This window comes from Halomonas stenophila (assembly GCF_014192275.1).
In the GTDB taxonomy this organism is placed as follows: Bacteria; Pseudomonadota; Gammaproteobacteria; order Pseudomonadales; family Halomonadaceae; genus Halomonas; species Halomonas stenophila.
In genome coordinates this window covers 165088-188741 of record NZ_JACHXR010000005.1, presented here as the reverse complement: position 1 = coordinate 188741, position 23654 = coordinate 165088, and the positions used below count along the sequence as shown (strand labels likewise).

The following is a 23654-nucleotide window of genomic DNA, read 5'->3' as shown; positions in this document are numbered from 1 at the left end:
GCAGGGCTGACGTGGCGAGCGAATACCGCCTCTTGACAGACTGTTGAAGACATCTCAACCAAATCACTGACATATAGATAAATTATCACTTTCCGTTTCCCACTCTCTCATACATACTGTAAAAACACAGAAAATGGAGATAATAAGATGAAAAAAAACCACCATGAGATGCCTTCTATCGAAACCCTGAAATGCATTCTCACCACCCGGCTAATATTAGCCGAAAAATTGATAAAAAGCGATCTCGACAACAGTTTCATCCGCATCGAAGACACAGCATCATTCAATAGCCTTCACGAATCGACTGATCCAAACTGCTATATTAGCGACTATGAAGAAACCACTTCTAACTTAGAGAAAGAACACCTCTCATCATATAGCACCGAGGATTGGATAGAGTATTGGGAAACACTGATAGAGATTATGGATGCTTGGTTGAAAGGAGGAATGAATGGTAATATTCTCGATCATCTTGACGATGACATATTGATAGAACGTTTCTAATTCATCCGACTCTAGGCCGGCTGAGCTTGGCTGCTTTCGCCCAACTCTTTTTCAGACTCTCCAATAAAAGATATAACATCTGATCCACCCAAAAGATTTCTAACCTTCTCTGCTATCTTGACAGCCAAGAGCGGAGGCACGGCATTGCCTACTTGAACATATTGCTCCGTTCTATTTCCCTCGAAATAGTAGTCATCGGGAAACGTCTGCAGCCTTGCCGCCTCTCTTACAGTCAGACTTCGACATTGATAGGGGTCAGGATGTATATAGTAATGGCCATCCTTGGAAATATGACTGGTTATGGTCTTTGATGGCGCATGGGAAACTACTACCTTGAATCGATCGGCAAATTTTCCTGACCTCCAGTTCACATGCATGGGTGAAAGAGATTTCAGATAGATATCTCTGGCACCAATTGGAGACCTTTGAGTAACTTCAGCAAATACCGAACAATACAGGTATCTAGCCAAGTCTTCTTCCATGTGGCCCCTGGCATCATGATTCACCCAGTGCCTGACGCTGCCTTTCTGTGCTCCCGAATACCACCTTTCCAGCTCTGTGGCTGATTCGACCATGACATAAGTGGAGTCATGCTTTCTCCCTCTTTTCAAACCCGGCTTTGGCTCAGAAGAAACGTCCAGCAGTCGCTCAGAAATATGATATCTTTCTTCATAAGAGACACTCTCACTTCCTGTTTCAATCAACTCACCGGCGATCTTCTCCGCCACCCTTCTGATGGAGGCATACCAACTTTCATCACTATCATATCTGCTTAGCCCGCTCCTCAGCTTTGGCATACCAAACAGAACTGCCCCTGCACTCACTTCCTTCTCGATGTCTAGAAGCAAGCTTTTTGCAAGGCTGTCGGAATCTTGACCATCAACGATATCATTTCTTACGCCAACCAGGATAACGCGGTGCCGGGTCTGAGGTATGCCATGCTCTTCGGACTTGACTACAAAACCAGAAAGCTCCTCATCGCTCAACTCGCTGACAATACCGGGTATGAGCTGCCGCTCCTGCTTCGGATAATAGACATCAGGGTCACTCAGAGAATATATTGTATATTGCTGATTTCTCCCTACCCCCTTACCTTCCACTTGGGTTGCAACTGTCGGGTCCTCGAGATCCTTGAGTATCTGTCGAAATATCCTTTCCTTACCTATTTTCGAAGTAAGAATACCCTTGACATTTTCCATTACAAAGACGCTGGGTCGGTATCTGGCAATCACGCCCAAGTATTCTCGGTAGAGGAAATGCCGCTTGTCCTCTTCGGGCACGTAGCCCTTGTTGCCGCGATTTCTTGCACGGCCGACCACCGAGTATGCCTGACAGGGAGGCCCACCGATTAGCACCCAGTCACGATCAGTGTCCAATTCATTGTCAAGCCGTTCATCCAGTGCCTGATTTCCCTCTTCACCTCCCAGCTCCAATTGCAGCGCTTCCCTCTCGGCTTGCTGCCACAAAGGCTCAAGGCCCTCAATCTGCGATGGGTGTGTGTCGCCTCTCAGATAGGCGAAGTAGGGCTCCATCCCGAGCGGACTGTCCTGAAGCAATCGATAGAATGCCCTGAGTGTCAGCGTCCTGTGGGCGGAAGTCTCCTTTTCGACCGATACGAGAGTCTTGAAGACACGCCTGCCACTGGTATCTCTGAGGGAATTGAACCCTTCACCAAGGCCACCGGGGCCAGCGAAGAGGTCCACTATCTGTATCGGCTTGCTCATTGAACGAATAACCTGAAAGGTATGGACAACCGGGTAACATAGGGGGGCACTCGATGTCGGACGTCGTTGACAGAGCGACCCGCTCGAGGATGATGAGCAACATTCGCGGGAAGGACACCAAACCGGAGCTTCTTCTCCGGAAGTTCCTTCATGCCCGCGGTTACCGGTTCAGGCTGCATCGCAAGGACCTTCCCGGTGCACCCGACCTCGTCCTGCCACGCCACAGCCTCGTCATCTTCGTCAATGGCTGCTTCTGGCACAGGCACACAGGCTGCTTCTATGCATCGACACCTTCCACCAGGCGGGAATTCTGGCAGGACAAATTCAGCGCCAATGTCGAAAGGGACTGTCGTAACCACGAAAACCTCATGTATCTCGGCTGGCGTGTCCTGGTGGTATGGGAATGCGGCTTCAAGCACTGTTCGGAACGCTTGAGCGACATTCCTGTCTTGATCGAAAGCGTCAACCAGTACCAGGAATGGCCAGCCGCCCCCCCCAGAACCTGCTAATAGCCTGCTGGATCATGTCATGCTGATGATAACTGTATATGCATACATGATTACTCGCCAGCCAGATTCTGCCCTCGATCCTTGCTCAGCGCGATATCATACCAGGTCGCCCAATGTATTCCAGGTTCAGGTTCGAGATGGCCTGACGGAGAGTGCCCGAAGTATGGCCGGCCCCCCTCTACTGAGTGGGTCACTGCTCCCTCGGCACCCGCCCCATCAGGTAGAACTCCTCGTTGGGCGGGGTCGCGGTGAGCGTCACGAGGCGATTGGAGAGGGCGAAGAAGGCGGCGATGGCGCCGATGTCCCAGATATCCTCCCGGGTAAAGCCGGCTTCGGTGAGGCGCGCCTCCCAGTCGTCGGTGAGCTCGCCGACCTCCAGGCCGCAGTACAGCGCGAAATCGAGCATCACCCGGTGACGCTCGCTGATCGGCGCGGTGCGGTGGTTGACCGCCACCTGGTCGGCCAGCAGCGGGTCCTTGCCGTAGATACGCACCAGGGCGCCGTGAGCCACCACGCAGTAGAGGCAGCGATTGCGGGCGCTGGTGGCCACCACGATCATCTCCTTCTCGGCCTTGGTGAGGGTATCGGACTCCCGCTCCATCAGGGCATCGTGATAGGCGAAGAAGGCCCGGAACTCGTCGGGCCGATGAGCCAGCATCAGGAAGACGTTGGGCACGAAGCCGGCCTTCTCCTGCACCGCCAGGATGGCGTCACGGATGTCGACGGGCAGGTCCTCGATCGAGTCGGGGACGGGGAAGCGGCTGATGGGGGCGGTCATGGCGGCTCCTGGCGTTGTGGGTCTTGTGAACGAGCGATCATCGACAGCTAACGTCAACGTCAGCCACTTTGTCCAGCCGCTCACGACAACGGCCCGATTACTTTCTCCAGCGCCCCCACGGGGATTGCCCCACGCGGCCGGGTCGGCCACTATCGCGGCATGGGGGGCGGCATGGCTCGCGAAACGGTGCCCGACGAGCCCCATCAGGCCCCGATACGACACAGCAGGCGTGGACTTCCGGTATGCCCGATCGAGCTGGTCCCGAGTTTTCGGCGTGGAACCCCGGCCTGGAGGCCGATCTGCCCAGGCGCTACCAGGCCCTGGAGACGATTCATCATGCGGCCAATGTCTATTCCCGCCTGGCCGACATCCCCGAGCTGAGAGCCCTCACCGGGCTCGCGGAGGAGGAGTTGGTCGCGTTCCGGGCGGAGCGGCTGGTACTGCACGAGGTGATCGTGCAGGTGACGGCCGATATCGTGGTCCTGGAAGGTGAAGAAGAAGAGCTGCTGGGGCAGCACTTTCGCGACATCGCCCACAAGATCCTCTCCGACTACCTGGTCCCCCAGCTGCCGGCGCTTCGCCAGGAGTATGATCGGCTGTATGGCGAGATCCACGGCCGGGTGGGCGACATCCTCGCCGCGGCCTTCGCTCCCGAACCGACGGAGGCCGAGCCCGAGCCTGGCTCGTGGCTGTCCCGATGGTTCGGCAAACGCCGTACCCCGCCACGGCAAACGCCCCCTCGGTCCATCGAGGAACGCCATCATGAGGTGATCCGGGGCATCAAGGACACGGGGCTGGCCGCCCGTGGCGAACTGGAGCGGGCCATCTACAAGAGCACGTACCGTGTCCTGAACTCGATCGGCGGCACCCAGGGCCATATCGGAGTGGACCGGGAGCTGCTGGCCAGGTTGATCACCCGGCAGGTGTGCAACGACTTCGGCAGCCGCCACCTCGGCGAGAAGATCGCCCCTTATGTCGCGCGCGCCATGGAGGTCGAGGGCTACAGCCGGCTCCCCTGTGCGAGTGAGCCGATCCTGATCAGCCTCAAGGGGGCCTCGGCGGCCGGCAAGAGCTCCCTGCGCCCGCTCCTGAAGGACACCCTGCGCGACCTGGGCATCCAGGCGGACCACTACGGCACCGTCTCCCCCGACATCTGGCGCCGCCTGCTGCTCGACTATGACGCCCTGGGCGAGGCCTACAAGTATGCCGGCCGCCTGTCCGGCAAGGAGGTCAAGCTCATCGATGCCAAGCTCGACCGCTACATCCGCGACAAGGCCCAGCGGGACCGCTCCATCCCCAACCTGCTGATCGACCGGTTCCGATTCGACAGTTTCTCCCAGGAAAGGGTACCGCGGCTTCTGGATGCCACCTATGCGAAACACGTCGCCACCATGTACTTCTATTTCATCGTCACCCCGCCGGAGGCGACGGTGGAGCGCGGCTGGGAGCGCGGCCTGACACGGGGACGCTACAAGGCGGTGGAGGATTTCCTGGGGCACTGCGTGGAGGCGTATGACGGCATGCCCAGGCTGCTCTTCAAGTGGCTGGATAGCCGGCATCCTCGGCTCGAGTACCGCTTCCTGGACAACAGCGTCCCCAAGCACACCCCGCCGACGACCATCGCCCATGGCAACCGCGAGGTCCTCCACATCCTGGCGCCCCTGGGCCTGGTCAACATCGACCGCTTCAAGAGGATCAACACCCGGGCGACATGCCCGGCGGAGGTCTATCCCGACGATGACAGCCTGGCGATCGGCAGGAACTGTGCCTTCCTCAAGCAGTGCCTGGCCAAGGTGCCGGAGGTCCGCTTCGTCGACCAGGCGACCGGTCAGCCATACCTGCGAGCCTCGGCAGGCCGCTTCTCGGTGATGGACCCCGCCCTCCTTCAGGCCCAGCGGGAGACCCCGGAACTCGCGGAGTTGTTTGCCACCCTCGGGGTACCCGAGCGCTAGCGTCGTTCCTTGAGACGAGACGGCCCCGCCTCTCTCGAGACGGGGCCGCGTTCGTGGATCGTCAGGCGATCATCAATGCAGCGAGATGGTGCTGTTGATGCCGCTGGAGATGTTCTCCGGCTCGAACCAGCGGGCGGTGACCGTCTTGGTCTGGGTCCAGAAGGCGATCGCCTGCTTGCCGTTGGGGCCCAGGTCGCCGAGCTTGGAGCCGCGCGAACCGGTGAAGCTGAAGTAGGCCACCGGCACCGGGATCGGCACGTTGATGCCCACCTGGCCGACGTCGATGTCGGTCTCGAAGCGGCGTGCCACCCAGCCGGAGTTGGTGAAGATGGAGGTGCCGTTGCCGTTGGGGTTGGCGTTGATCAACTCGATGGCCTCGTCCAGGGTCTCGACGCTGACCACGCAGAGCACCGGCCCGAAGATCTCCTCGCGGTAGATGGTCATCTCGGCACTGACGTCGGCGAACACGGTGGGCCCGACGAAGTTGCCGTGGGGATAGCCTTCCACCTCGTGGCCGCGGCCGTCGACCAGCAGGCTGGCGCCCTCCTGCTCGCCGGCCTCTATCAGGCGGATGACGCGCTCCTTGGCGGCCGGGGAGACCAGCGGGCCCAGGTCGGCATCCTTCTGGATACCGGGTCCCACCTTCATGTTGCGGGCGCCGTCGACGATGTCGTCGAGCCAGGCCCGGGCCTCGCCCACCAGCACCACCACCGAGTTGGCCATGCAGCGCTGGCCGGCGGCGCCGAAGGCGGAGCCCAGCAGGTTGTGGATGGCCTGGCTGCGGTTGGCGTCGGGCATGATCACGCAGTGGTTCTTGGCGCCCATCATCGACTGCATGCGCTTGCCGGCCTCGCTGGCGCGACGGTAGAGCTGGGTGCCGACATGGGTGGAACCGATGAAGGACAGCGCCTTGATGTCCGGGTGGTCGGCGATCTGGTTGGCCACCTCCGGCCCGCCGTGCACCACGTTGAGCACGCCGGCCGGCACGCCGGCCTCATGGGCCAGCTCCACCAGGCGCATGGTCGAGCTCGGATCCTGCTCGGAGGGCTTGAGCACGAAGGTGTTGCCGGTGGCGATGGCCAGCGGGAACATGAAGCAGGGCAGCATGATCGGGAAGTTGAAGGCGGTGATGCCGGCCCCCACGCCCAGCGGCTGGTTGAGGGTGTAGACGTCCACCTCGCTGGCGGCATTCTCGGCCAGCTCGCCGAGCTGCAGCGAGGTGATCGAGCAGGCGTGTTCCACCACCTCCAGGCCGCGGCCCACCTCGCCGGCGGCGTCGGGCAGGGTCTTGCCGTGCTCCTCGGTGATCAGCGCGGCCAGCTCCTCGGTGTGCTCACGGATCAGCGCCTGCAGCTTGAGCATGATGCGCATGCGCTTGGCCAGCGGCACCTTGCGCCAGGTCGTGAAGGCCGCCTGGGCGCTGGCCACGGCCCGGTCGACTTCCTCGGCGGTGCAGAACGGCACCCGGGCGACCACGTCCTGGGTGGCCGGGTTGACCACGTCACGCCACTCCTGGCTCTGGGACGGGACCGCCTGACCATCGATGTAGAGGGGAATCTCGCGAACGGACATGGGCATGCTCCTGAAGAGGTTGTGATTGTAGGATGGCCGTGTTCGACTTTATGTGCATACCGGCACGAAGCCTGATGCTTTCGAGTCTATCCAGACGGTGGATGACACGACAACGGGCACCAGGGCACATTGTTTGTGCGTGAGTACACATCCGATGCGACGACGAGGGCCCACCATGCTCGACTGGCAGGATATCCAGATCTTCCTCGAGGTGGCCCGCAGCGAGCGCCTCACCGACGCCGCCCGACGGCTGGGAGTCGACCATTCCACCCTGTCGCGGCGCACCCGGCGCTTCGAGCAGGCACTGAATACGCAGCTCTTCGAGCGCAGCACCCACGGCTACCAGCTCACCGAGGCCGGCCAGCAGCTGCTCGCCCACGCCGAAGAGATGGCCCGCCATGCCTACGAGGCCGGCGAGAGCCTCGCCGACCAGGACCACCAGATCGGTGGCCAGATCCGCCTGGGGGTCACCGAGGGCTTCGGCACCTGGGTCATCGCGCCGCTGCTCTCCGCCTTCTGCGCCCGCCATCCCGGCGTCACCCTGGACCTGCTGGCCCTGCCCCGGGTGGTCAACCTGAGCCGTCACGAGGCGGATCTCGCCATCACCGTCGAGCGCCCGGTCAGCCCGGGCCTGGTGATCTCGCGGCTCTGCGACTACCGGCTGCGCCTCTACGCCAGCCGCGACTACCTGGACCGGCACGGCACGCCGCGCCGGCTCGCCGAGCTCGGCCGGCATCGGCTGATCGGCTATGTGGACGACCTGATCTTCAGCGAGCAGCTCAGCTACCTGGACCCGCTGCTGGACCCCGCGATCGTGGGCCAGCCCGGCCCGCACTTCGCCATGCGCAGCACCAGCGTGACCACCCAGCATGCCGCCGCCCTCGCCGGCACTGGCCTGGCGGTGCTGCCCTGCTTCATGGCGGAAACCAGCGAGACGCTGGCGGCGGTCCTCGACGACGAGGTGGAGGTGGTGCGCCAGTTCTGGATCACCGCCCGCCAGGAGCAGCGACGCCTGGCCCGGGTGCGGCTGCTGTGGGATTTCCTGCGCGAGGCACTGGAGGCCAATCGCGACTTCCTGATGGGCGAGTCACGCCAGTTGGTGATCCCCGAGGCCGGCCCCCGGGCCTGACCGACGGCCCGCCTTCTCGACCGAGGCCCGTTCCCGACCATGCCGCTCTTCCGCCTACGAACAGCGACGCCTGATGTATGCAGGATTGATGATAAAGATTGGCTATCGGGGCCTTCGACAAAGAAAAATGGAAGCGGTGGGGCCCGGCGCTAAGCTTGGGGGAGAGGGATGAGTGACGTCCCCTATCACTGACGCCGTGAGCCCCCGGGTTCGGTCAGTGCATCGCCCTGGCAGGGAGCCTTCCGCTGTTGCTGGGGGATCCGCACCACCCGACATCGTGACGACTGGAGAGTAGAGATGGGCAACGAACAACACAGCACCGCCGGCAAGTGTCCAGTGATGCACGGAGGCCAGACCGCCAGCGGTCACTCCAACACCGACTGGTGGCCGGAGTCGCTGAACCTGGACATCCTTCATCAGCACGACCGCAAGACCGATCCGATGGGCGAGGACTTCGACTATCGCGAGGAGGTCAGGAAGCTCGACTTCGACGCGCTCAAGCAGGACATGCACGCCCTGATGACCGAGAGCCAGGAGTGGTGGCCGGCCGACTGGGGCCACTACGGCGGCCTGATGATCCGCATGTCGTGGCACGCGGCCGGCACCTACCGCATCGCCGACGGCCGCGGCGGCGGCGGCACTGGTAACCAGCGCTTCGCGCCGATCGGCTCCTGGCCCGACAACGTCAGCCTGGACAAGGCCCGCCGACTGCTGTGGCCGATCAAGAAGAAGTACGGCAACCAGCTCAGCTGGGCCGACCTGATCATCTTCGCCGGCAACGTGGCCTACGAGTCCATGGGCCTGAAGACCTTCGGCTTCTCCTTCGGTCGCGAGGACATCTGGCATCCCGAGAAGGACATCTACTGGGGCGCCGAGAAGGAGTGGCTGGCGCCCTCCGACGAGCGCTACGGCGACGTCGACAAGCCCGACACCATGGAGAACCCGCTCGCCGCGGTGCAGATGGGGCTGATCTACGTCAACCCGGAGGGCGTGAACGGCAATCCCGACCCGCTCAAGACCGCCGAGCAGGTGCGCGAGACCTTCAAGCGGATGGCGATGAACGACGAGGAGACCGCCGCCCTCACCGCCGGCGGCCACACCGTCGGCAAGTGCCACGGCAACGGCGACGCCGAGGCCCTCGGGCCGGAGCCGGAAGGCGCCGACGTCGAGGCGCAAGGCTTCGGCTGGCTCAACCCCAACATGCAGGGCAAGGCGGCCAAGGCCGTGTCCTCCGGTATCGAAGGGGCCTGGACCCAGTACCCGACGAAGTTCGACATGGGCTACTTCCACATGCTGCTCGACCACGAGTGGCAGCTGAGCAAGAGCCCCGCCGGGGCCAACCAGTGGGAGCCCGTCGACATCAAGGAAGAGGACAAACCGGTCGATGCCAGCGACCCCTCCCTTCGCCACAACCCGATCATGACCGATGCGGACATGGGGATGAAGATGGACCCCATCTATCGGGAGTACATGGAAGCGTTCCGCAAGGATCCCGAGTACTTCCAGGATTGCTTCGCCCGGGCCTGGTTCAAACTGATCCATCGTGACCTGGGGCCGAAGTCGCGCTACATCGGCCCGGAGGTCCCGGACGAGGACCTGATCTGGCAGGATCCGGTGCCGGCCGGCCGCACCGACTACTCCATCGAGGTGGCCAAGCAGAAGATCGCCGACAGCGGGCTGTCCATCGGTGAGATGGTCACCACCGCCTGGGACAGCGCCCGCACCTTCCGCGGCTCCGACCTGCGCGGCGGCGCCAATGGCGCGCGCATCCGCCTGGCCCCGCAGAAGGACTGGGAGGGCAACGAGCCGGAGCGTCTGGCCAAGGTGTTGAAGGTCTACGAGCGGCTCAGTGCCGAGACCGGCGCCAGCGTGGCCGACCTCATCGTGCTCGGTGGCAGCGTGGGCATCGAGCAGGCCGCCAGGGCCGCCGGCCACGACATCCTGGTGCCCTTCCTCCCGGGCCGCGGCGACGCCAGCGACGCGATGACCGACGCCAACTCCTTCCAGTACCTGGAGCCGCTGGCCGACGGCTTCCGTAACTGGCAGAAGAAGGACTACGTGGTCAAGCCGGAGGAGCTGCTGCTCGACCGCGCCCAGCTGATGGGCCTGACTGCCCCGGAGATGACCGTGCTGATTGGCGGCATGCGGGTGCTCGGCACCAACCACGGCGGCAGCAGCAAGCACGGCGTGTTCACCGACCGGGAAGGCCGGCTGACCAACGACTTCTTCGTCAACCTGACCGACATGGGCAACGCCTGGAAGCCGACAGGCAACGATCGCTACGAGGTTCGCGACCGCCAGACCGACCAGGTGAAGTGGACCGCCAGTCGCATCGACCTGGTGTTCGGCTCCAACTCCATCCTGCGTTCCTACGCCGAGGTCTACGCCCAGGACGACAACCAGGAGAAGTTCGTGAAGGACTTCGTGGCGGCCTGGACCAAGGTGATGAACGCCGACCGCTTCGATGTGGAGAAGCTCCAGGAGGCGTGACGACGGCTTCGGCCGGGCGCAACGCCCGACCATACCGAGGAGGTAAGCGAGACGCCCGGGATTGTCCCGGGCGTCTTGCTTGTGGCCCTCACTCGAGAGCGCGCCGCTTGGTGCGCGGTCCACTCGAGGCTGGAATTGTTATGTTATATCGTTTATAAAGTGCGCCGCTCGATATGTTATCTCATAACTTTCCAAGGATTCCGTACCATGTTCGTCCGATGGTTGCGTGCCACCGCCCTGACGGTCGGCCTGATCGCCGCGCCCTCCCTCCAGGCGGCCGCCGCCGACGACCGCCTCGATGTCGTCGCCCCCTGGGAGATCAACAGCCTCGATCCTTCCCGCGCCGGGCACGTCTTCCTGCGCATGCAGGTCGCCGAGACCCTGGTCGACACCGACCACGAGGGCCGGCTGGTGCCCGGCCTTGCGGAACGCTGGGACACCTCGGCGGACGGCCGGCGCTGGCGCTTCACGCTGCGTGATGGCGTCCGCTTCCACGACGGGTCGCCGCTGACGGCCGAGGCCGCCGTGAAGGCCCTGCGGCGCGCCGCCGCCCGCCCCGGCATGCTGTCCCAGGCGCCCATCGAAGCGATCGAGGCCGATGGGCCGGCGGTGGTCCTGCGTCTCTCGCGCCCCTACGCCCTGCTGCCGGCGCTGCTGGCCCACAGCTCGACCCAGGTCCTCGCGCCGGCCGCCTTCGACGATGACGGCGACACGGTCGCCGTCATCGGCACCGGCCCCTATGCCGTCACCTCCCTGCAGACGCCCCAGCGGCTGACGGTGGAGCGCTTCGACGACTACTGGGGCGAGCCGGCGAGCATCGAGCAGGCCAGCTACCTGGCCGCGCCCCGCGGCGAGACCCGCGCCCTGATGGCCCAGAGCGGCGACGCCGACATCGTCTTCACCCTCGACCCGGCCAGCCGCCTGCGCCTGGCGCGGCAACCGAACCTGACGCTGGCCACGACCCCCCTGCCGCGCACGGTCACGGTGAAGCTGAACGCGGCCCATCCGGCCCTGGCGGATACCTCGACGCGACGCGCCCTGAGCCTGGCCGTGAACCGCCAGGGCATCGCCCGGGGCGTGATGCGCACCCCCGAGGCCGCGGCCAACCAGCTCTTCCCCCCCGCCCTGGCGGACTGGCATCGGCACGAGCCGGCGACCCCGGCCCGGGATCTCGCGGCCGCCCGGGCGCTGCTCGACGACCAGGGCTGGACCCTCGGCGATGACGGCATCCGCACCCGCGACGGCCGACGCCTGGCGCTGACCCTGACCACCTTCGCCGACCGCCCGGAGCTGCCGATCATCGCCACCGCCCTGCAGGACCAGTGGCGCGAGCTGGGCGTCGAGGTCTCGGTCAATGTCGGCAACGCCAGCGAGATCCCGGCCGGCCATCACGACGGTTCCCTGGAGATGGGGCTGATGGCGCGCAACTACGGCCTGGTGCCGGACCCGCTGGCCACCCTGCGTGAGGACTTCGGCCCCGAGGGCGGCGACTGGGGCGCCATGAACTGGTCCGACCCGCGGCTGACCGCGCTTCTCGAGTCGCTGACCGAGACGCCGCCCGGCGAGGCGCGACGCGATCAGGCCCATGCCGCCGCCGAGCTGCTCGACGCGGCGCTGCCGGTGATTCCCGTCGCCTGGTACCAGCAGACCGCCGCAGTCAACGCCAGGCTCGACGGCTTCAGCCTCGACCCCCTCGAGCGCAGCTACCGCCTCACCGAGCTGAGCTGGAGCGAGACATGAACCGCCTGACCTCGCTGCTGCTCGGCCGCCTGTTGCAGGCGGGGCTGGTGGCCTGGGGCGTCGGCACCCTGACCTTCCTGCTGACCCGGGCGCTGCCCGGCGACATGGCCTACCGCATCGCCGCGGGCCGCTACGGTTACGAGAACGTCGACCGCGACGCCGCCGAGGCCGTGGCCCGAGAGCTCTCCCTGGGCGGCTCGCCCCTGGGCGACTACCTGTACTGGCTGGGCGACCTGGCGCGCCTCGACCTCGGCCACTCGCTGGTCAGTGGCGAGTCGGTATGGAGCGAGGTCCGCCATCAGCTCGGCCACTCCCTGGGCCTGGCGCTCGTCGCCGTGCTGCTGGCCCTGCTGATCGGCCCGCCCCTGGGCATGCTCGCCGGGCTGCGCCGGGACGGCTGGCTCGACCGTGCCAACCTGCTCGGCGCCGTCCTGCTGCGCTCGCTCCCCTCCTTCGTGATCGGCCTGCTGCTGATCATGGTCTTCTCGGTCGGCCTCGGCTGGTTCCCCGCCGCCGGCCACGGCGGCGCGGCCCATGTCTGGCTGCCGGCGCTGGCGCTGGCCCTGGGGCTCGCCGCCGTGTCGACCCGGGTGGCGCGCAACGCCATGGCCGGCGTCGCCCGCTCGCCCTTCTATGCCTTCGCCCGCACCAAGGGGCTGTCGTCATGGATCGCCTTCCGACGGCATGGCCTGCGCAATGCCGGGGTGCCCGTGGTGGCCTATCTCGGCGTGCAGCTGGTCTATCTGATCGAGGGCGTGGTGGTGGTGGAATCGCTGTTCGCCTGGCCCGGCATCGGTCATGCCCTGGTGCACGCCCTGGTCGCCCGGGACGTGCCCATGGTCCAGGGCACCGCGCTCGCCATGGGGCTGCTGTTCGTGGCCCTCAACACCCTGGTCGACCTGACCTGCCTGCTCATCGATCCCCGGAGGCGCCAGGCATGATCGCGACACTCTCCCTGCTTCCCTCACGCTGGCGGGCCCTGCCCCACGCGCGGCGCTGGGGCGCCGGCCTGCTGCTCGCCCTGCTGGCCGTCGCCTGGCTGTTGCCGCTGGCCATGCCGCTGGACCCGGCCCGCCAGGACCTGATGAACATCCTGGCCGCCCCCAGCCTGGCCGAGCCCCTGGGCACCGATCACCTGGGCCGCAGCCAGCTCGCCCGCATGGCGGCGGCCATCCGCCTCTCCACTGGCATGGCGCTGGTGAGCGTGCTCAGCGCCGCCCTGCCCGGCGTGCTGCTGGGGGTGCTGGCCGGCTGGCGTGGCGGCTGGACGGACCGCGCCCTGGGGCTGGTCGCCGACTGCGTGCTGGCCCTGCCCGGCCTGCTGCTGGTGCTGCTGCTGGCCGCCATCGCCCCGGGCCAGTTCTGGGCGCTCTACGTCGGCATCGCCCTGGTGCTGTGGGTCGAATACTTCCGCGTGGTGCGCGCCACTACCCGCAGCCTGGCCGCCTCGCCCCAGTTGCAGGCATCAAGGCTGCTGGGCTTCGGCCACGGCTACCTGCTGCGACGCCACCTGTGGCCCGCCCTGGCGCCGGCGGTCTCGACGCTGGCCGCCTTCGGTGCCGCCAACGCCATCCTGGCGATCGCCGCCCTGGGCTTCGTGAGTATCGGCCTGGAGCCGCCCACCGCGGAGCTGGGCCTGATGATGACCGAACTGCTGCCCTATTACCGCGAAGCGCCGTGGATCATCCTGCAACCCATCGCCGTGCTCTTCCTGCTGGTGCTGGGTTGCCAACTGCTGGCCGGGAGGGAACCCCAATGACACTGCACGCCATCGATCTCGGCGTCCGGGCCGGCGACGACTGCCTGGTCGCCCCCTGCAGCTTCCGCCTGGCGGCCGGCGAGAACCTGACCCTGCTCGGCGAGACCGGCGCGGGCAAGAGCCTGCTGGCCCAGGCGATCATGGGCACCCTGCCCGCGGGCCTCGAGGCCCACGGCGAGGTCCGGTTCGACGACCGGGAGCTGCTCGGCCTGCCGCCTGGCGAGCGCCGGAAGCTGTGGGGCCGCGAGCTGGTGCTGCTGCCCCAGGAGCCCTGGCACGCCCTGGACCCGCTGATGCGCGCCGGCGAGCAGGTCCGCGAGACCTACCGCTTCGTCGCCGGCGACGACGCCAACCCGGCCCGCGAGCGCACGCGGCGGGCGCTGGCACGACTGGGGCTCGACCGGGCCGCCCGCCGCCTGCCGGGCGAGCTCTCCGGTGGCATGGCGCAACGCCTCGCCTTCGCCGCCGCCACCGCGGCGGGCGGGCGGCTGGTGATCGCCGACGAGCCCACCAAGGGCCTGGATGCCGACCGGCGCGACGAGGTGGTCTCGCTGCTTCAGGAGGCCCAGCGCGACGGCGGCATGCTGCTCACCATCACCCATGACATCCGGGTCGCTCGGCGCCTGGGCGGGCGAGTGATGATCCTGCGCGACGGGCGCTGCGTGGAGGAGGGAGACGCCGCCGAGGTGCTGCGCCGGCCGCGCAGTGACTTCGGCCGGCGCCTGCTGGCCGCCGACCCGGCCGAATGGCCGGCCCGCGACACGCCCCCACGCGCCCTCGGCGAGCCGGTGCTTCGGGCCCACGGGCTCGGCAAGACGCTGGGCGGCAGGGCGCTGTTCGAGGGGCTGTCGCTTGCCCTGTCGCCGGGGGAGGTGGTCGGCATCACCGGTCCCTCGGGGTGCGGCAAGAGCACCCTGGGCAACCTGCTGCTCGGCCTGGGACAGCCGGACCGGGGGCATGTGGAACGCGCCGCCGGCATCGCGCCGCACCGCTTCCAGAAGCTCTATCAGGACCCGCCGGCGGCCTTCGCCCCGCACTGGACGCTGGGCACCCTGCTGGACGACCTGCTCCGGCGCCACCGCCTGGCGTACGACCGGGTGCCGCCATTGCTGGAACGCCTCCGGCTCTCGCCGGCGCTGCTCTCGCGGCGGCCCGGCGAGGTCTCGGGCGGTGAGCTGCAGCGCCTCTCGCTGCTGCGGGTGCTGCTGCTCGACCCGGTGCTGCTGTTCGCCGACGAGCCCACCTCGCGGCTGGACCCGCTCACCCAGCGCGAGATCCTGCCGCTGATGACCGACCTCGCCCGGGAGCGCGACTGTGCCCTGCTGCTGGTCAGCCACGACCGCGAGCTGATCCACCACAGCTGTGACCGTACCATCGCCCTGGCTGGAGACACGTCGATGCCCCAACCCGGCCTCGCGGCGGTGGCCACGGCCGAATGACGACGAGCCTCAGGTGCCGCAGAAGGTCCGCAGCACCTTCTCGCTGTCGTGGGGCGGCCGGGTGTAGTCGACCTCGCCGGCGGGCTCCTCGAAGGGCCGGGTGATCACCGCCAGCAGCGCCTCGAAGGGCGCGAAGTCGTCCTCCTCGGCGGCCGCGGCCAGGGCCTGCTCCACCCGGTGGTTGCGCGGGATCACCGCGGGGTTGGTGCCACGCAGGCGACGGGCGATCTCCGCCTCGTCGACGTCCTCCCGGGCAAGGCGCTCGCGCCAGCGCGGCAGCCAGGCCGCCAGCGCCTCGTGGCCGTCGAACAGCGCGGCCAGGCGGGCCTCGCCCTCCGGGCCGTCGAGGGCATCGGCCAGCCGGCGAAAGGCCAGGGTGAAGTCGGCCTTGCCCGCCTGCATGGCGTCCAGCAGGTCCTGGGCAAGGGCGCCGTCACCCTCCTCCCGCGTGGCCAGCCCCAGCTTGGCGCGCAGCACCGCCTGCCAGCAGGAATCAAAGCGCTCGGTGAAGGCCTCGATGACCGACGTCGCCCGCGCGATGGCGCGATCGCTGTCGTCATCGATCAGCGGCAACAGGGTCTCGGCGAAGCGCGCCAGGTTCCACTGGGCGATGACCGGCTGGTTGAGGTAGGCATAGCGCCCGCGCTCGTCGATGGAGCTGAACACGGTCCGCGGGTCGTAGGCGTCCATGAAGGCGCAGGGGCCATAGTCGATGGTCTCGCCGGAAATCGAGGTGTTGTCGGTGTTCATCACGCCATGGATGAAGCCGATGCCCATCCAGCGGGCCACCAGCTCGGCCTGGCGCCCCACCACGGCCTCGAGCAGGGCCAGGTAGCGCTCGCCCGCCTCCACTTCAGCCAGCTCTCCAGGCAGGTCTGGATAGTGGCGGTCGATGGCCTCGTCGGCGAGCAGTTGCACGGCCTCGGTGTCGCGCCGCGCCGCGAAGTACTGGAAGGTGCCCACCCGCAGGTGGCTGGCGGCGACCCGGGTCAGCACCGCACCGGGCTCGGGGATGCGCCGGAAGACCCGCTCGCCGGTGGTCACCGCGGCCAGCGCCCGGGTGGTGGGGATGCCCATGGCGTGCATGGCCTCGCTGACCAGGTACTCGCGCAGCACCGGTCCCAGGGGGGCGCGACCGTCGCCGCCCCGGGAAAAGGGGGTGCGGCCCGAGCCCTTGAGCTGCAGGTCACGCAGGCGTCCGCGACGGTCGACCACCTCGCCCAGCAGCAGCGCCCGGCCGTCGCCGAGCTGGGGCACGAAGTTGCCGAACTGGTGGCCGGCGTAGGCCATGGCCAACGGCTCGGCCCCCTCGGGGACGGCATTGCCGGCAAACACCTCGGCGGCACGCTCGGCATCGAAGGCCTCGACGTCGAAGCCGAGCTCCTCGGCCAGTTCGCGATTGAAGGCCACCAGGCGAGGCTCGGTCACGGGCGTCGGCAGGCAATCGACCCGCAGCCGCGCCGGCAGCCGGGCATAGCGAAGGGAAAAACTCGGGAACATGACGCCTCCTAGGTTGAGCGCTCGCCTACCCTACAGGGACAGGCGATCGCGGCCAACATTCCCCGGGCGACGCCACGGCAGGCCGCGGCTTACAGCGGCACGATATAGAACAGGCAGTCGCTGCGGGCGATCTCGACGTTGGTGGTGGCCATGAACAGGCGCATCGGGCCACGGGGATGGAGTCGTCCCTGGCGCTCGCAGAGCAGCTCCGGGAGACGGTCCCGGCCCCGGGCGTCACGCGCCTGCAGCCCGGCCAGCCCCCCGGCCCCCAGCCAGCCCAGGCAGGAGTCCGGCAGCGTCAGGCCGCGGTTGTGCTCGTCGATGCGCGCCCACAGCGTCACGTCCACCCCGGGCTGGGGCTCGCGGGCATAGGCGATGCTCACCCCGGGCCGGAGCTCCACCCGCAGGGGGTGCACCAGGATGTCGAGGTCGGGGTTGGGCACCAGGTCAGTCAGGTCCGGCCACTCGGCCAGGCGGCGATAGACGCGGCCGGCCACCGTCCGCGCCTCGGGCTGCAGGGCCCCCCCGCACTCCAGGGTGAGCATCGGGCAGTCGGCGAGCCCCGGCACCACCAGCGGCAGCTCCATCAGGCTGCCCAGCCGGAAGTCGGTGACGATCAGCCGCTCGCAGAACTGTCCCGCCAGCCGCTCGAGCCAGGGATCGCGCAGCGTGGCGACGGCGAAGGAGGGACCATTGCCCGAGGTGTTGTGCAGGTCGATGACGCACTCCGGGGCCCAGGCCTGGAGATCCTCGACGATGGCCCGGGCCAGCGCCCCGCCGGCGCCCTCGTGGGGAGGCCGGAAGCAGCGGTTGAGGTCGCGCCCGCCGGGCACGCTGCGGTGGGTGAAGTGCGGCGGTATCAGGGCCGCCTCGACATTGGCCACCAGCACCGCCAGCCGCGTTCGCGGCCGGGGGCGCTCCGCCAGCCAGCGGTGCAGCGCCAGGACCCCGGAGGGCTCGTTGCCGTGCAGCAGGGTGGTGATCACCCGGCAGCGCCGGTCGTCGTCCCCCGACAGCACGATCCAGGTGGCCTCGCCCAGGGCCTCCACCCAGGTCCCCACGTCGTCGTGGTCGACGGGCGGGTCGCGGAGGACGGCCAGGCGCATCGCGTCCATTCACACCTCCCTCGACCAGCTGCCCACCGGCCGATTGGCCCGGGACGCCTCGTCATAGCGCGCCAGCATCCGGTGGCAGGCATCGAGGCGCTCGAGCCCCTGCCGCTCGAGGCGCTTCATCACCTCGCGCTGCCAGCGGGCCCCGTTGAGGCGCGCGGCCAGCCGATGCTCGATCGTCGACAGGTAGGGCGCACTGTCGGCCTCCGCCACGCCCAGCGAGCGCAGGCCCCGGCTGGCATGGGGCAGCAGGCGCTCGAGCAGGGTCACGACCGGGATTTCCTCGAGCCGGTGGTGGCGGCGGTGGGGCCACAGCAGCCGCGCCGCCAGGCCATGCTGGGCGGCGCGATAGAAGTTGTACTCGGCATAGCGGAAGGGCATGGCACTCAGCCAGTCGTCGATGTCCTCGCGCAGCCCGGCCACCAGCCCGAGCAGCAGGGCGGTGTTGGCCACCATGTCCACGGCGCTGGGGCCCGACGGCAGGGCGCGCATCTCCACCCGCAAGTGGCCGCCGAAGGCGGGGTCGTAGACGGCCCGGTTCCAGGGCCATACGGTGCCCATGTGCAGGCGCAGCTCCGACAGGGCCGGCGCCCCGGCGCCGGGCTGCCAGCCCTCCAGCGGCCCCTCGCCGTTGACCGGCATGATCGGCCGGTGCAGGGCGACCGTCTCGGCGAACAGCTCCCAGGCGCCGCGGCGCACCCAGCCCTGGCCGAACGACACCCGGGACGGCTGGCGCCAGCGCCCGCTGCCACGCATGCGGCAGTCCACCGCCTGCTTGAACAGGGCGATGCGGGTTTCCTCCCACAGGCAGTGCTGCAGGAACAACGGCGAGTTGGCGCCCAGCGCCAGCACCAGCGGGGTCACCAGCTGGATGGTGTTGAAGGTGTCGGCATAGTCCTCCGGGGCGACGCGCAGGTGCAGCTGGTAGGAGGTGTTGGCCCCCTCCAGCACCACATGGGAACTGCTGACCCGGATGGTGTCGTCGCCGTGGATCTCGACGCTGAAATCCTCGCCGCGCAGGCGCTTGAGCTCCCGCTCGAGCGCCCGGTAGCGCGGCAGGTCGGTCATGGCGTGCTCGCCGAGGTCCTCGGCGCGCAGGGTGGGCAGGATGCCGATGGGAATGATGCCCCCCTGGTGGGCCGCGGCGGCCGACTGCAGCCGGGCCAGCACCTGCAGCAGCTGCTGTTCCAGGGCATGCAGGGGCCAGCCCTGCAGCGACAGGGGCGCCAGGTTGTACTCGATGTTGTAGCGGTTCAGCTCGAGCTGCAGCTGGGGATCCTGGAGCTCGTCGACGAGTGCCTGGTTGATGTTCAGCACCCGGCCGTCGCCATCGATGATATAGGTCTCCAGCTCCGCGCCGATCGTCGCGGGACCGACGCCGAACCCGGGCTGGGCCAGCACGTCCCGGAGGATGCCGAGGCTGGCCCTCAGGCGCCTGCCGAACAGCCGGAAATCGGCTGCCGTGAAGGCATCGCGCTCGATGATCGACCCCATATACCGCCCCCATGGAGAACGGCCGATGACAGTTTCAGTTTAGGAGACAACCCGGATTTGCCGCCTGACTAGCCGCGCCGTGCCGCCTCGAGCAGCGGGGTCAGCTCCGCCACGGCCTGACGCAGGGCCTCGAGGGCCGGCCCGGCACGCTCCAGCTCGCCGTCCCTGGCCAGGGCCTCGAGGGACTGGGCGGCCTCCCCCGCGGCCTGCCCGCCCACCACCCGGGCCGATCCCTTGAGGGTATGGGCATGACGGCGCAGCGTCCGGGCATCGCCCTCGGCGAGTGCGGTCTCCATCGCCTGCAGCAGCTGGGGGCATTCCTCGAGGAAGATCTCGACCATCTCGGCCAGTAGCGCCCGGTTGCCGTCGAGATTGTCCAGGGCCGTCTGCCAGTCCAGGCAAACCGGCGAATCCGGTTCAGGGGTCGCAGGCCTCGCAGGCGTCGACGGGGGGCTGGCGGGCGCAGGACCGGCGGGCGCCGCCCCCGGGCTCGCGACCTCCTCCACGGCGGCATAGAGCTCGGCGGCGCGGAAGGGCTTGGTCACGAAGTCATCCATGCCCGCCGCCAGGCAGCGCTGGCGATCCTCCTTGGTGGCGCTCGCCGTCATCGCCACGATCGGCACACGCCCGCCGCGGTCCCGCTCGAGTTCGCGGATCGCCCGGGAGGCCGCCAGGCCATCCATCACCGGCATGTGGATATCCATCAGCACCACGTCGAAGGCATGACGCCGCACGGCATCCAGCGCCTCTCGACCGTTTTCGGCCAGCTCGACCCGATGGCCGCGCTGGTGCAGCAGATCCGTCGCCACCCGCTGGTTGGTGATCCCGTCCTCCACCAGCAGCACGCGGCGTCCGCCCGCCGTCGCCGGCCGCGTCTCACCCCCGACGGCGGGCCGGCGGCGGACACTGCCGATCTCCAGCACCTCGCCGACCGCATCGAGCAGCTCCGACTGCTTGACCGGCTTGAGCAGCAGGCGGGAGATGCGCAGCCGTCGACGCTGCTCGACGTCGCCGGAGCGACCGCCCGAGGAGAGCATCAGGATCGGCATGTCGGCGTGGGCCGGGTGCTCGCGAAGGCGCCCGGCCAGCTCCAGGCCGTTCATCCCCGGCATCATCACGTCGAGCAGCGCCAGCGAGAAGGTCTCGCCCCGGGCCTCCCGCTCGTCGATGGCGGCGAGGGCCTCGGCGCCGCTCGCCACCACGGTGGGACGCATGCCCCAACTGAGCAGGATCTCCTCGAGGATGCGGCGGTTGGTGGCATTGTCGTCGACCACCAGCACCGGCCGGCCGTGCAGTTCGCTGGGATGCGAGGGCCGCGTCGGACGCTGGCCGGGCAGGCCGAGATCGATGGCGAACACGAAGCGGCTGCCTCGCCCCTCGGGGCCGCTGTCGACCTCGATGCGTCCGCCCATCATTTTGACCAGCTGGGCGGCAATGGACAGGCCCAGCCCGGTGCCGCCGCTCTGCCGGGTGGTGGAGGTATCGGCCTGGCTGAAAGCCTCGAAGATCTGGCGGCGCTTGGACTCGGGGATGCCCACCCCGGTATCGAGGATCTCGAAAGCGAGACGCATCCGGCTGTCGTCGAGAGACTCGATGGCCAGGTCGACCACGATCTCGCCGGCCTCGGTGAACTTGATGGCGTTGCCGACCAGGTTGACCACCACCTGCCTCAGGCGCACCGGGTCACCGCGTACCCGGTCGGGCACCTCCGGCGGGATGTGCACCGCCAGCTCCAGGCCCTTCTCGTCGGCCTGCAGGGACAGGGTCTGCAGGGTGTCGCCGAGGGTGTCGCGCAGGACGAAGTCGGTCGTTTCGAGCTCGAGACGGCCCGCCTCGATCTTCGAGAAGTCGAGGATGTTGTTGATCAGCCCCAGCAGGGTGTCGGCGGACTTCTGGATGATCGCCACGTAATCGGCCTGCTGCTCGGTGAGCGCGGTGCGCTCCAGCAGCTCGGCGATGCCGATCACCCCGTTCATCGGCGTGCGGATCTCGTGGCTCATGTTGGCCAGGAACTCGCTCTTGGCCAGGCTGGCCTGCTCCGCCTCGTCCCGGGCCCGGCGCAGCTCGACCTGGGAGGCCCGCAGCTGCTCGGTGGTCGCCTGCAGGGCCGCGGTGCGCTCGGCGACCATCTCCTCCAGGCGCTGGCGGTGGTGCTCCAGCTCGGTGATATCCGAATAGACCCCCACATGATCGCCCTCGGCGGTCCGGTGCTCGCTGATCTGCACGCACACACCGTCGCTGCGGGTGAACTGGAAGGGCCCGACGGGATGGCGGTGCTGCGCCAGGCGCGCGCGGATGTAGGCCTCCCCGGAGGGAAAGTCCCGCGGGGTGTAGCCGCTGTCGACCACGGCCTGCAGCAACTCCTCGAAGCGCAGGCCCGGCCGAACCACGTCCCCCGGGGTGACGAAATGCTCCTTGAAGCGGGAATTGAACAGCACCAGCCGATCCTCGGCGTCGAACAGTGCGAAGCCCTCGGCGATCGACTCCAGGGCCTCGGTCAACTGGGCATGCGCCGCCTCGGCCCGGGCCTGGGCGGCCTCGGTCATCGCCACCTGCTCCTCGAGGCTCTCGCGCTGTTCCTCCAGCTCGGTGATGTCGGTGTAGATGGCCACGACCCCGCCATCGCGGGTGCGGCGTTCGCTCACCTGCAGTTGCTTGCCATCGGTGCGGCGGAAGATGAAGGGCACTCCCGGGTTGCGCCGCCGTTTCAGCCGCCGCGCGATCCAGGCTTCCGGATCCATGCCGCCGAGATCGATCACACCGGTCTCGACGGCGGTACGGATCAGGGTCTCGAAGCGCACGCCCTGCTCCACGACCTGCGCCACGCCCGAGTAGTCATCGCGGAAGCGGCTGTTGAACACGACCAGCCGATCCTCGGCATCGTAGAGGGTGAACCCCTCGGAAATCGCCTCGAGGGCCTCGCTGAGCTGGTGGTGGGTGGCCTCCGCCCGGCTCCGCTCGACCTCGGTCTCCTCCACCTGGGCGGCCAGCACCTGACGGCTCAGGCGCTGCTCGGTGACGTCGGTCATGAAGCCCTCCAGCGCCTGGAGCTCGCCGGCCTCGTCGAAGACACCGCAGCCCTGTTCCCAGACCCATTTCACGGTGCCGTCCCGCGCCTGGATGCGGTACTCGACCTGGAAGGGACGGCGCTCGGCCAGCGCGGCCTGGACCTCCTCCCACAGGCTCTCGCGATCGTAGGGATGGATCAGCTCGGCATAGGTCGGTTGTCCCTGGATCAACGCCTCGGGCGCATGGCCGGTCAGCTCGCGACTGCCCTCGCTGAGGAATTCCATGGACCAGTCGCGATCGTTCAGGCCGCGATAGGCCATGCCGGGCAGGTTGGCCATCAGGGTCGCCAGGCGGCGCTCGCTCTCGCGCAGGGCCCGGTCGGCCCGCTCGCGCTCGATCACCCGGCCCAGTTGGGTGCCGGTCTGGGCCATCACCTCCATCAAGGCGTCATCCGGCGCCATGGTGCGCTCGGCAAAGAACTCCAGCACCGCGACCACCTCGTCACCCACCAGCACCGGGAAGGCGGCTCCGGCCCGGACCTCGATATCACGCGCCTGTTGCGCGCGCTGGAAGTCAGGATCCTGGGTGACATCGCGGATCCAGACCGGGGCACCGCGGCGCTGGACGCGCTCGACCAGCCCCCCGCTGTCCCCCCAGTGGGCCTCCTCGGTGAGGCGCCGGAAGACCGCGAAGGCCTGATCGTCGTCGGGATACCAGAGCCGGGTCGAGACCAGCTCCCCGGTGGCGGGGTCGGCCAGCAACCAGGCATGGCCGATCTCCCAGCCGGTGTGCCGGCAGACCTCCTGGAGGGCATGGCGCAGTGCGTCGTCGACCCGCATGGCCTCGTTGGCCGCCCGGGTGATGGCCTGGGTCAGGCGCAGGAAGGCCGCCGGATCGTTGAGCCCACGGCGCTCGCCTGCTCCGGTCTCCCCGTTCATCTCGT

16 protein-coding genes are annotated in these 23654 nt (G+C 67.5%); 9 read left to right on the top strand and 7 right to left on the bottom strand.

Going from position 1 to position 23654, the window contains the following annotated elements; genetic code table 11:
- Positions 1-147 precede the first annotated feature (147 nt).
- The gene (locus FHR97_RS10980; RefSeq protein WP_183383850.1) at positions 148-504 is read left to right on the top strand and encodes a hypothetical protein; all 357 of its coding nucleotides are present in this window, start codon (positions 148-150) and stop codon (positions 502-504) included.
- Between the two features lie 11 nt (positions 505-515).
- Here the strand turns inward: FHR97_RS10980 and FHR97_RS10975 are convergent, their stop codons facing one another.
- The gene (locus FHR97_RS10975; protein WP_183383849.1) at positions 516-2228 is read right to left on the bottom strand and encodes a DNA cytosine methyltransferase; all 1713 of its coding nucleotides are present in this window, start codon (positions 2226-2228) and stop codon (positions 516-518) included.
- A 53-nt stretch (positions 2229-2281) separates the two neighbouring features.
- Here FHR97_RS10975 and FHR97_RS10970 point away from each other — a divergent pair, with 53 nt between their 5' ends.
- Complete coding sequence (locus FHR97_RS10970; RefSeq protein ID WP_183383848.1) at positions 2282-2737, top strand: very short patch repair endonuclease; 456 nt, start codon at positions 2282-2284, stop codon at positions 2735-2737.
- A gap of 190 nt (positions 2738-2927) precedes the next feature.
- Here FHR97_RS10970 and FHR97_RS10965 read toward each other — a convergent pair whose 3' ends face one another.
- The gene (locus tag FHR97_RS10965) at positions 2928-3515 is read right to left on the bottom strand and encodes a peroxidase-related enzyme (RefSeq protein ID WP_183383847.1); all 588 of its coding nucleotides are present in this window, start codon (positions 3513-3515) and stop codon (positions 2928-2930) included.
- A gap of 242 nt (positions 3516-3757) precedes the next feature.
- On the opposite strand from FHR97_RS10965, the gene FHR97_RS10960 reads away from it, so the two are divergent.
- Positions 3758-5467 carry a DEAD/DEAH box helicase family protein gene (locus tag FHR97_RS10960; RefSeq protein WP_183383846.1) on the top strand — a complete coding sequence of 570 codons (1710 nt, stop codon included), beginning with the start codon at positions 3758-3760 and terminating at the stop codon, positions 5465-5467.
- Between the two features lie 72 nt (positions 5468-5539).
- Here FHR97_RS10960 and FHR97_RS10955 read toward each other — a convergent pair whose 3' ends face one another.
- Positions 5540-7039 (bottom strand): CoA-acylating methylmalonate-semialdehyde dehydrogenase, encoded by a 1500-nt coding sequence (locus tag FHR97_RS10955; protein WP_183383845.1) that lies wholly within the window; start codon positions 7037-7039, stop codon positions 5540-5542.
- 175 nt (positions 7040-7214) lie between these two features.
- On the opposite strand from FHR97_RS10955, the gene FHR97_RS10950 reads away from it, so the two are divergent.
- From FHR97_RS10950 to FHR97_RS10925, 6 genes are all read left to right on the top strand, one after another.
- Positions 7215-8168, top strand: coding sequence for a LysR family transcriptional regulator (locus FHR97_RS10950; protein WP_183383844.1), 954 nt, complete (start codon positions 7215-7217; stop codon positions 8166-8168).
- A 297-nt stretch (positions 8169-8465) separates the two neighbouring features.
- The gene (gene katG, locus FHR97_RS10945) at positions 8466-10658 is read left to right on the top strand and encodes a catalase/peroxidase HPI (RefSeq protein WP_183383843.1); all 2193 of its coding nucleotides are present in this window, start codon (positions 8466-8468) and stop codon (positions 10656-10658) included.
- A gap of 207 nt (positions 10659-10865) precedes the next feature.
- Positions 10866-12398, top strand: a complete 1533-nt coding sequence (locus FHR97_RS10940) for an ABC transporter substrate-binding protein (RefSeq protein ID WP_183383842.1) — start codon at positions 10866-10868, stop codon at positions 12396-12398.
- On the top strand, positions 12395-13339 hold the full coding sequence (locus FHR97_RS10935) for an ABC transporter permease (protein ID WP_343065591.1): 945 nt from the start codon (positions 12395-12397) through the stop codon (positions 13337-13339). Before FHR97_RS10940 ends, FHR97_RS10935 begins: the two co-directional genes overlap by 4 nt.
- Entirely contained in the window at positions 13336-14157 is an 822-nt protein-coding gene (locus FHR97_RS10930) for an ABC transporter permease (protein ID WP_183383841.1), read from the top strand. Before FHR97_RS10935 ends, FHR97_RS10930 begins: the two co-directional genes overlap by 4 nt.
- Entirely contained in the window at positions 14154-15596 is a 1443-nt protein-coding gene (locus FHR97_RS10925) for an ABC transporter ATP-binding protein (RefSeq protein WP_183383840.1), read from the top strand. The genes FHR97_RS10930 and FHR97_RS10925 overlap by 4 nt, the downstream gene beginning before the upstream one ends.
- Positions 15597-15605: 9 nt before the next feature.
- Here FHR97_RS10925 and FHR97_RS10920 read toward each other — a convergent pair whose 3' ends face one another.
- From FHR97_RS10920 to FHR97_RS10905, 4 genes are all read right to left on the bottom strand, one after another.
- Positions 15606-17096: a protein adenylyltransferase SelO gene (locus FHR97_RS10920; RefSeq protein ID WP_183383839.1), complete on the bottom strand. Its 1491-nt coding sequence runs from the start codon at positions 17094-17096 to the stop codon at positions 15606-15608.
- 89 nt (positions 17097-17185) lie between these two features.
- Positions 17186-18211, bottom strand: coding sequence for a M14 family metallopeptidase (locus FHR97_RS10915; protein WP_183383838.1), 1026 nt, complete (start codon positions 18209-18211; stop codon positions 17186-17188).
- Positions 18212-19702 carry a glutamate-cysteine ligase family protein gene (locus FHR97_RS10910; RefSeq protein ID WP_183383837.1) on the bottom strand — a complete coding sequence of 497 codons (1491 nt, stop codon included), beginning with the start codon at positions 19700-19702 and terminating at the stop codon, positions 18212-18214.
- A 68-nt stretch (positions 19703-19770) separates the two neighbouring features.
- Positions 19771-23649, bottom strand: coding sequence for a response regulator (locus FHR97_RS10905; RefSeq protein WP_183383836.1), 3879 nt, complete (start codon positions 23647-23649; stop codon positions 19771-19773).
- Positions 23650-23654: the final 5 nt, after the last annotated feature.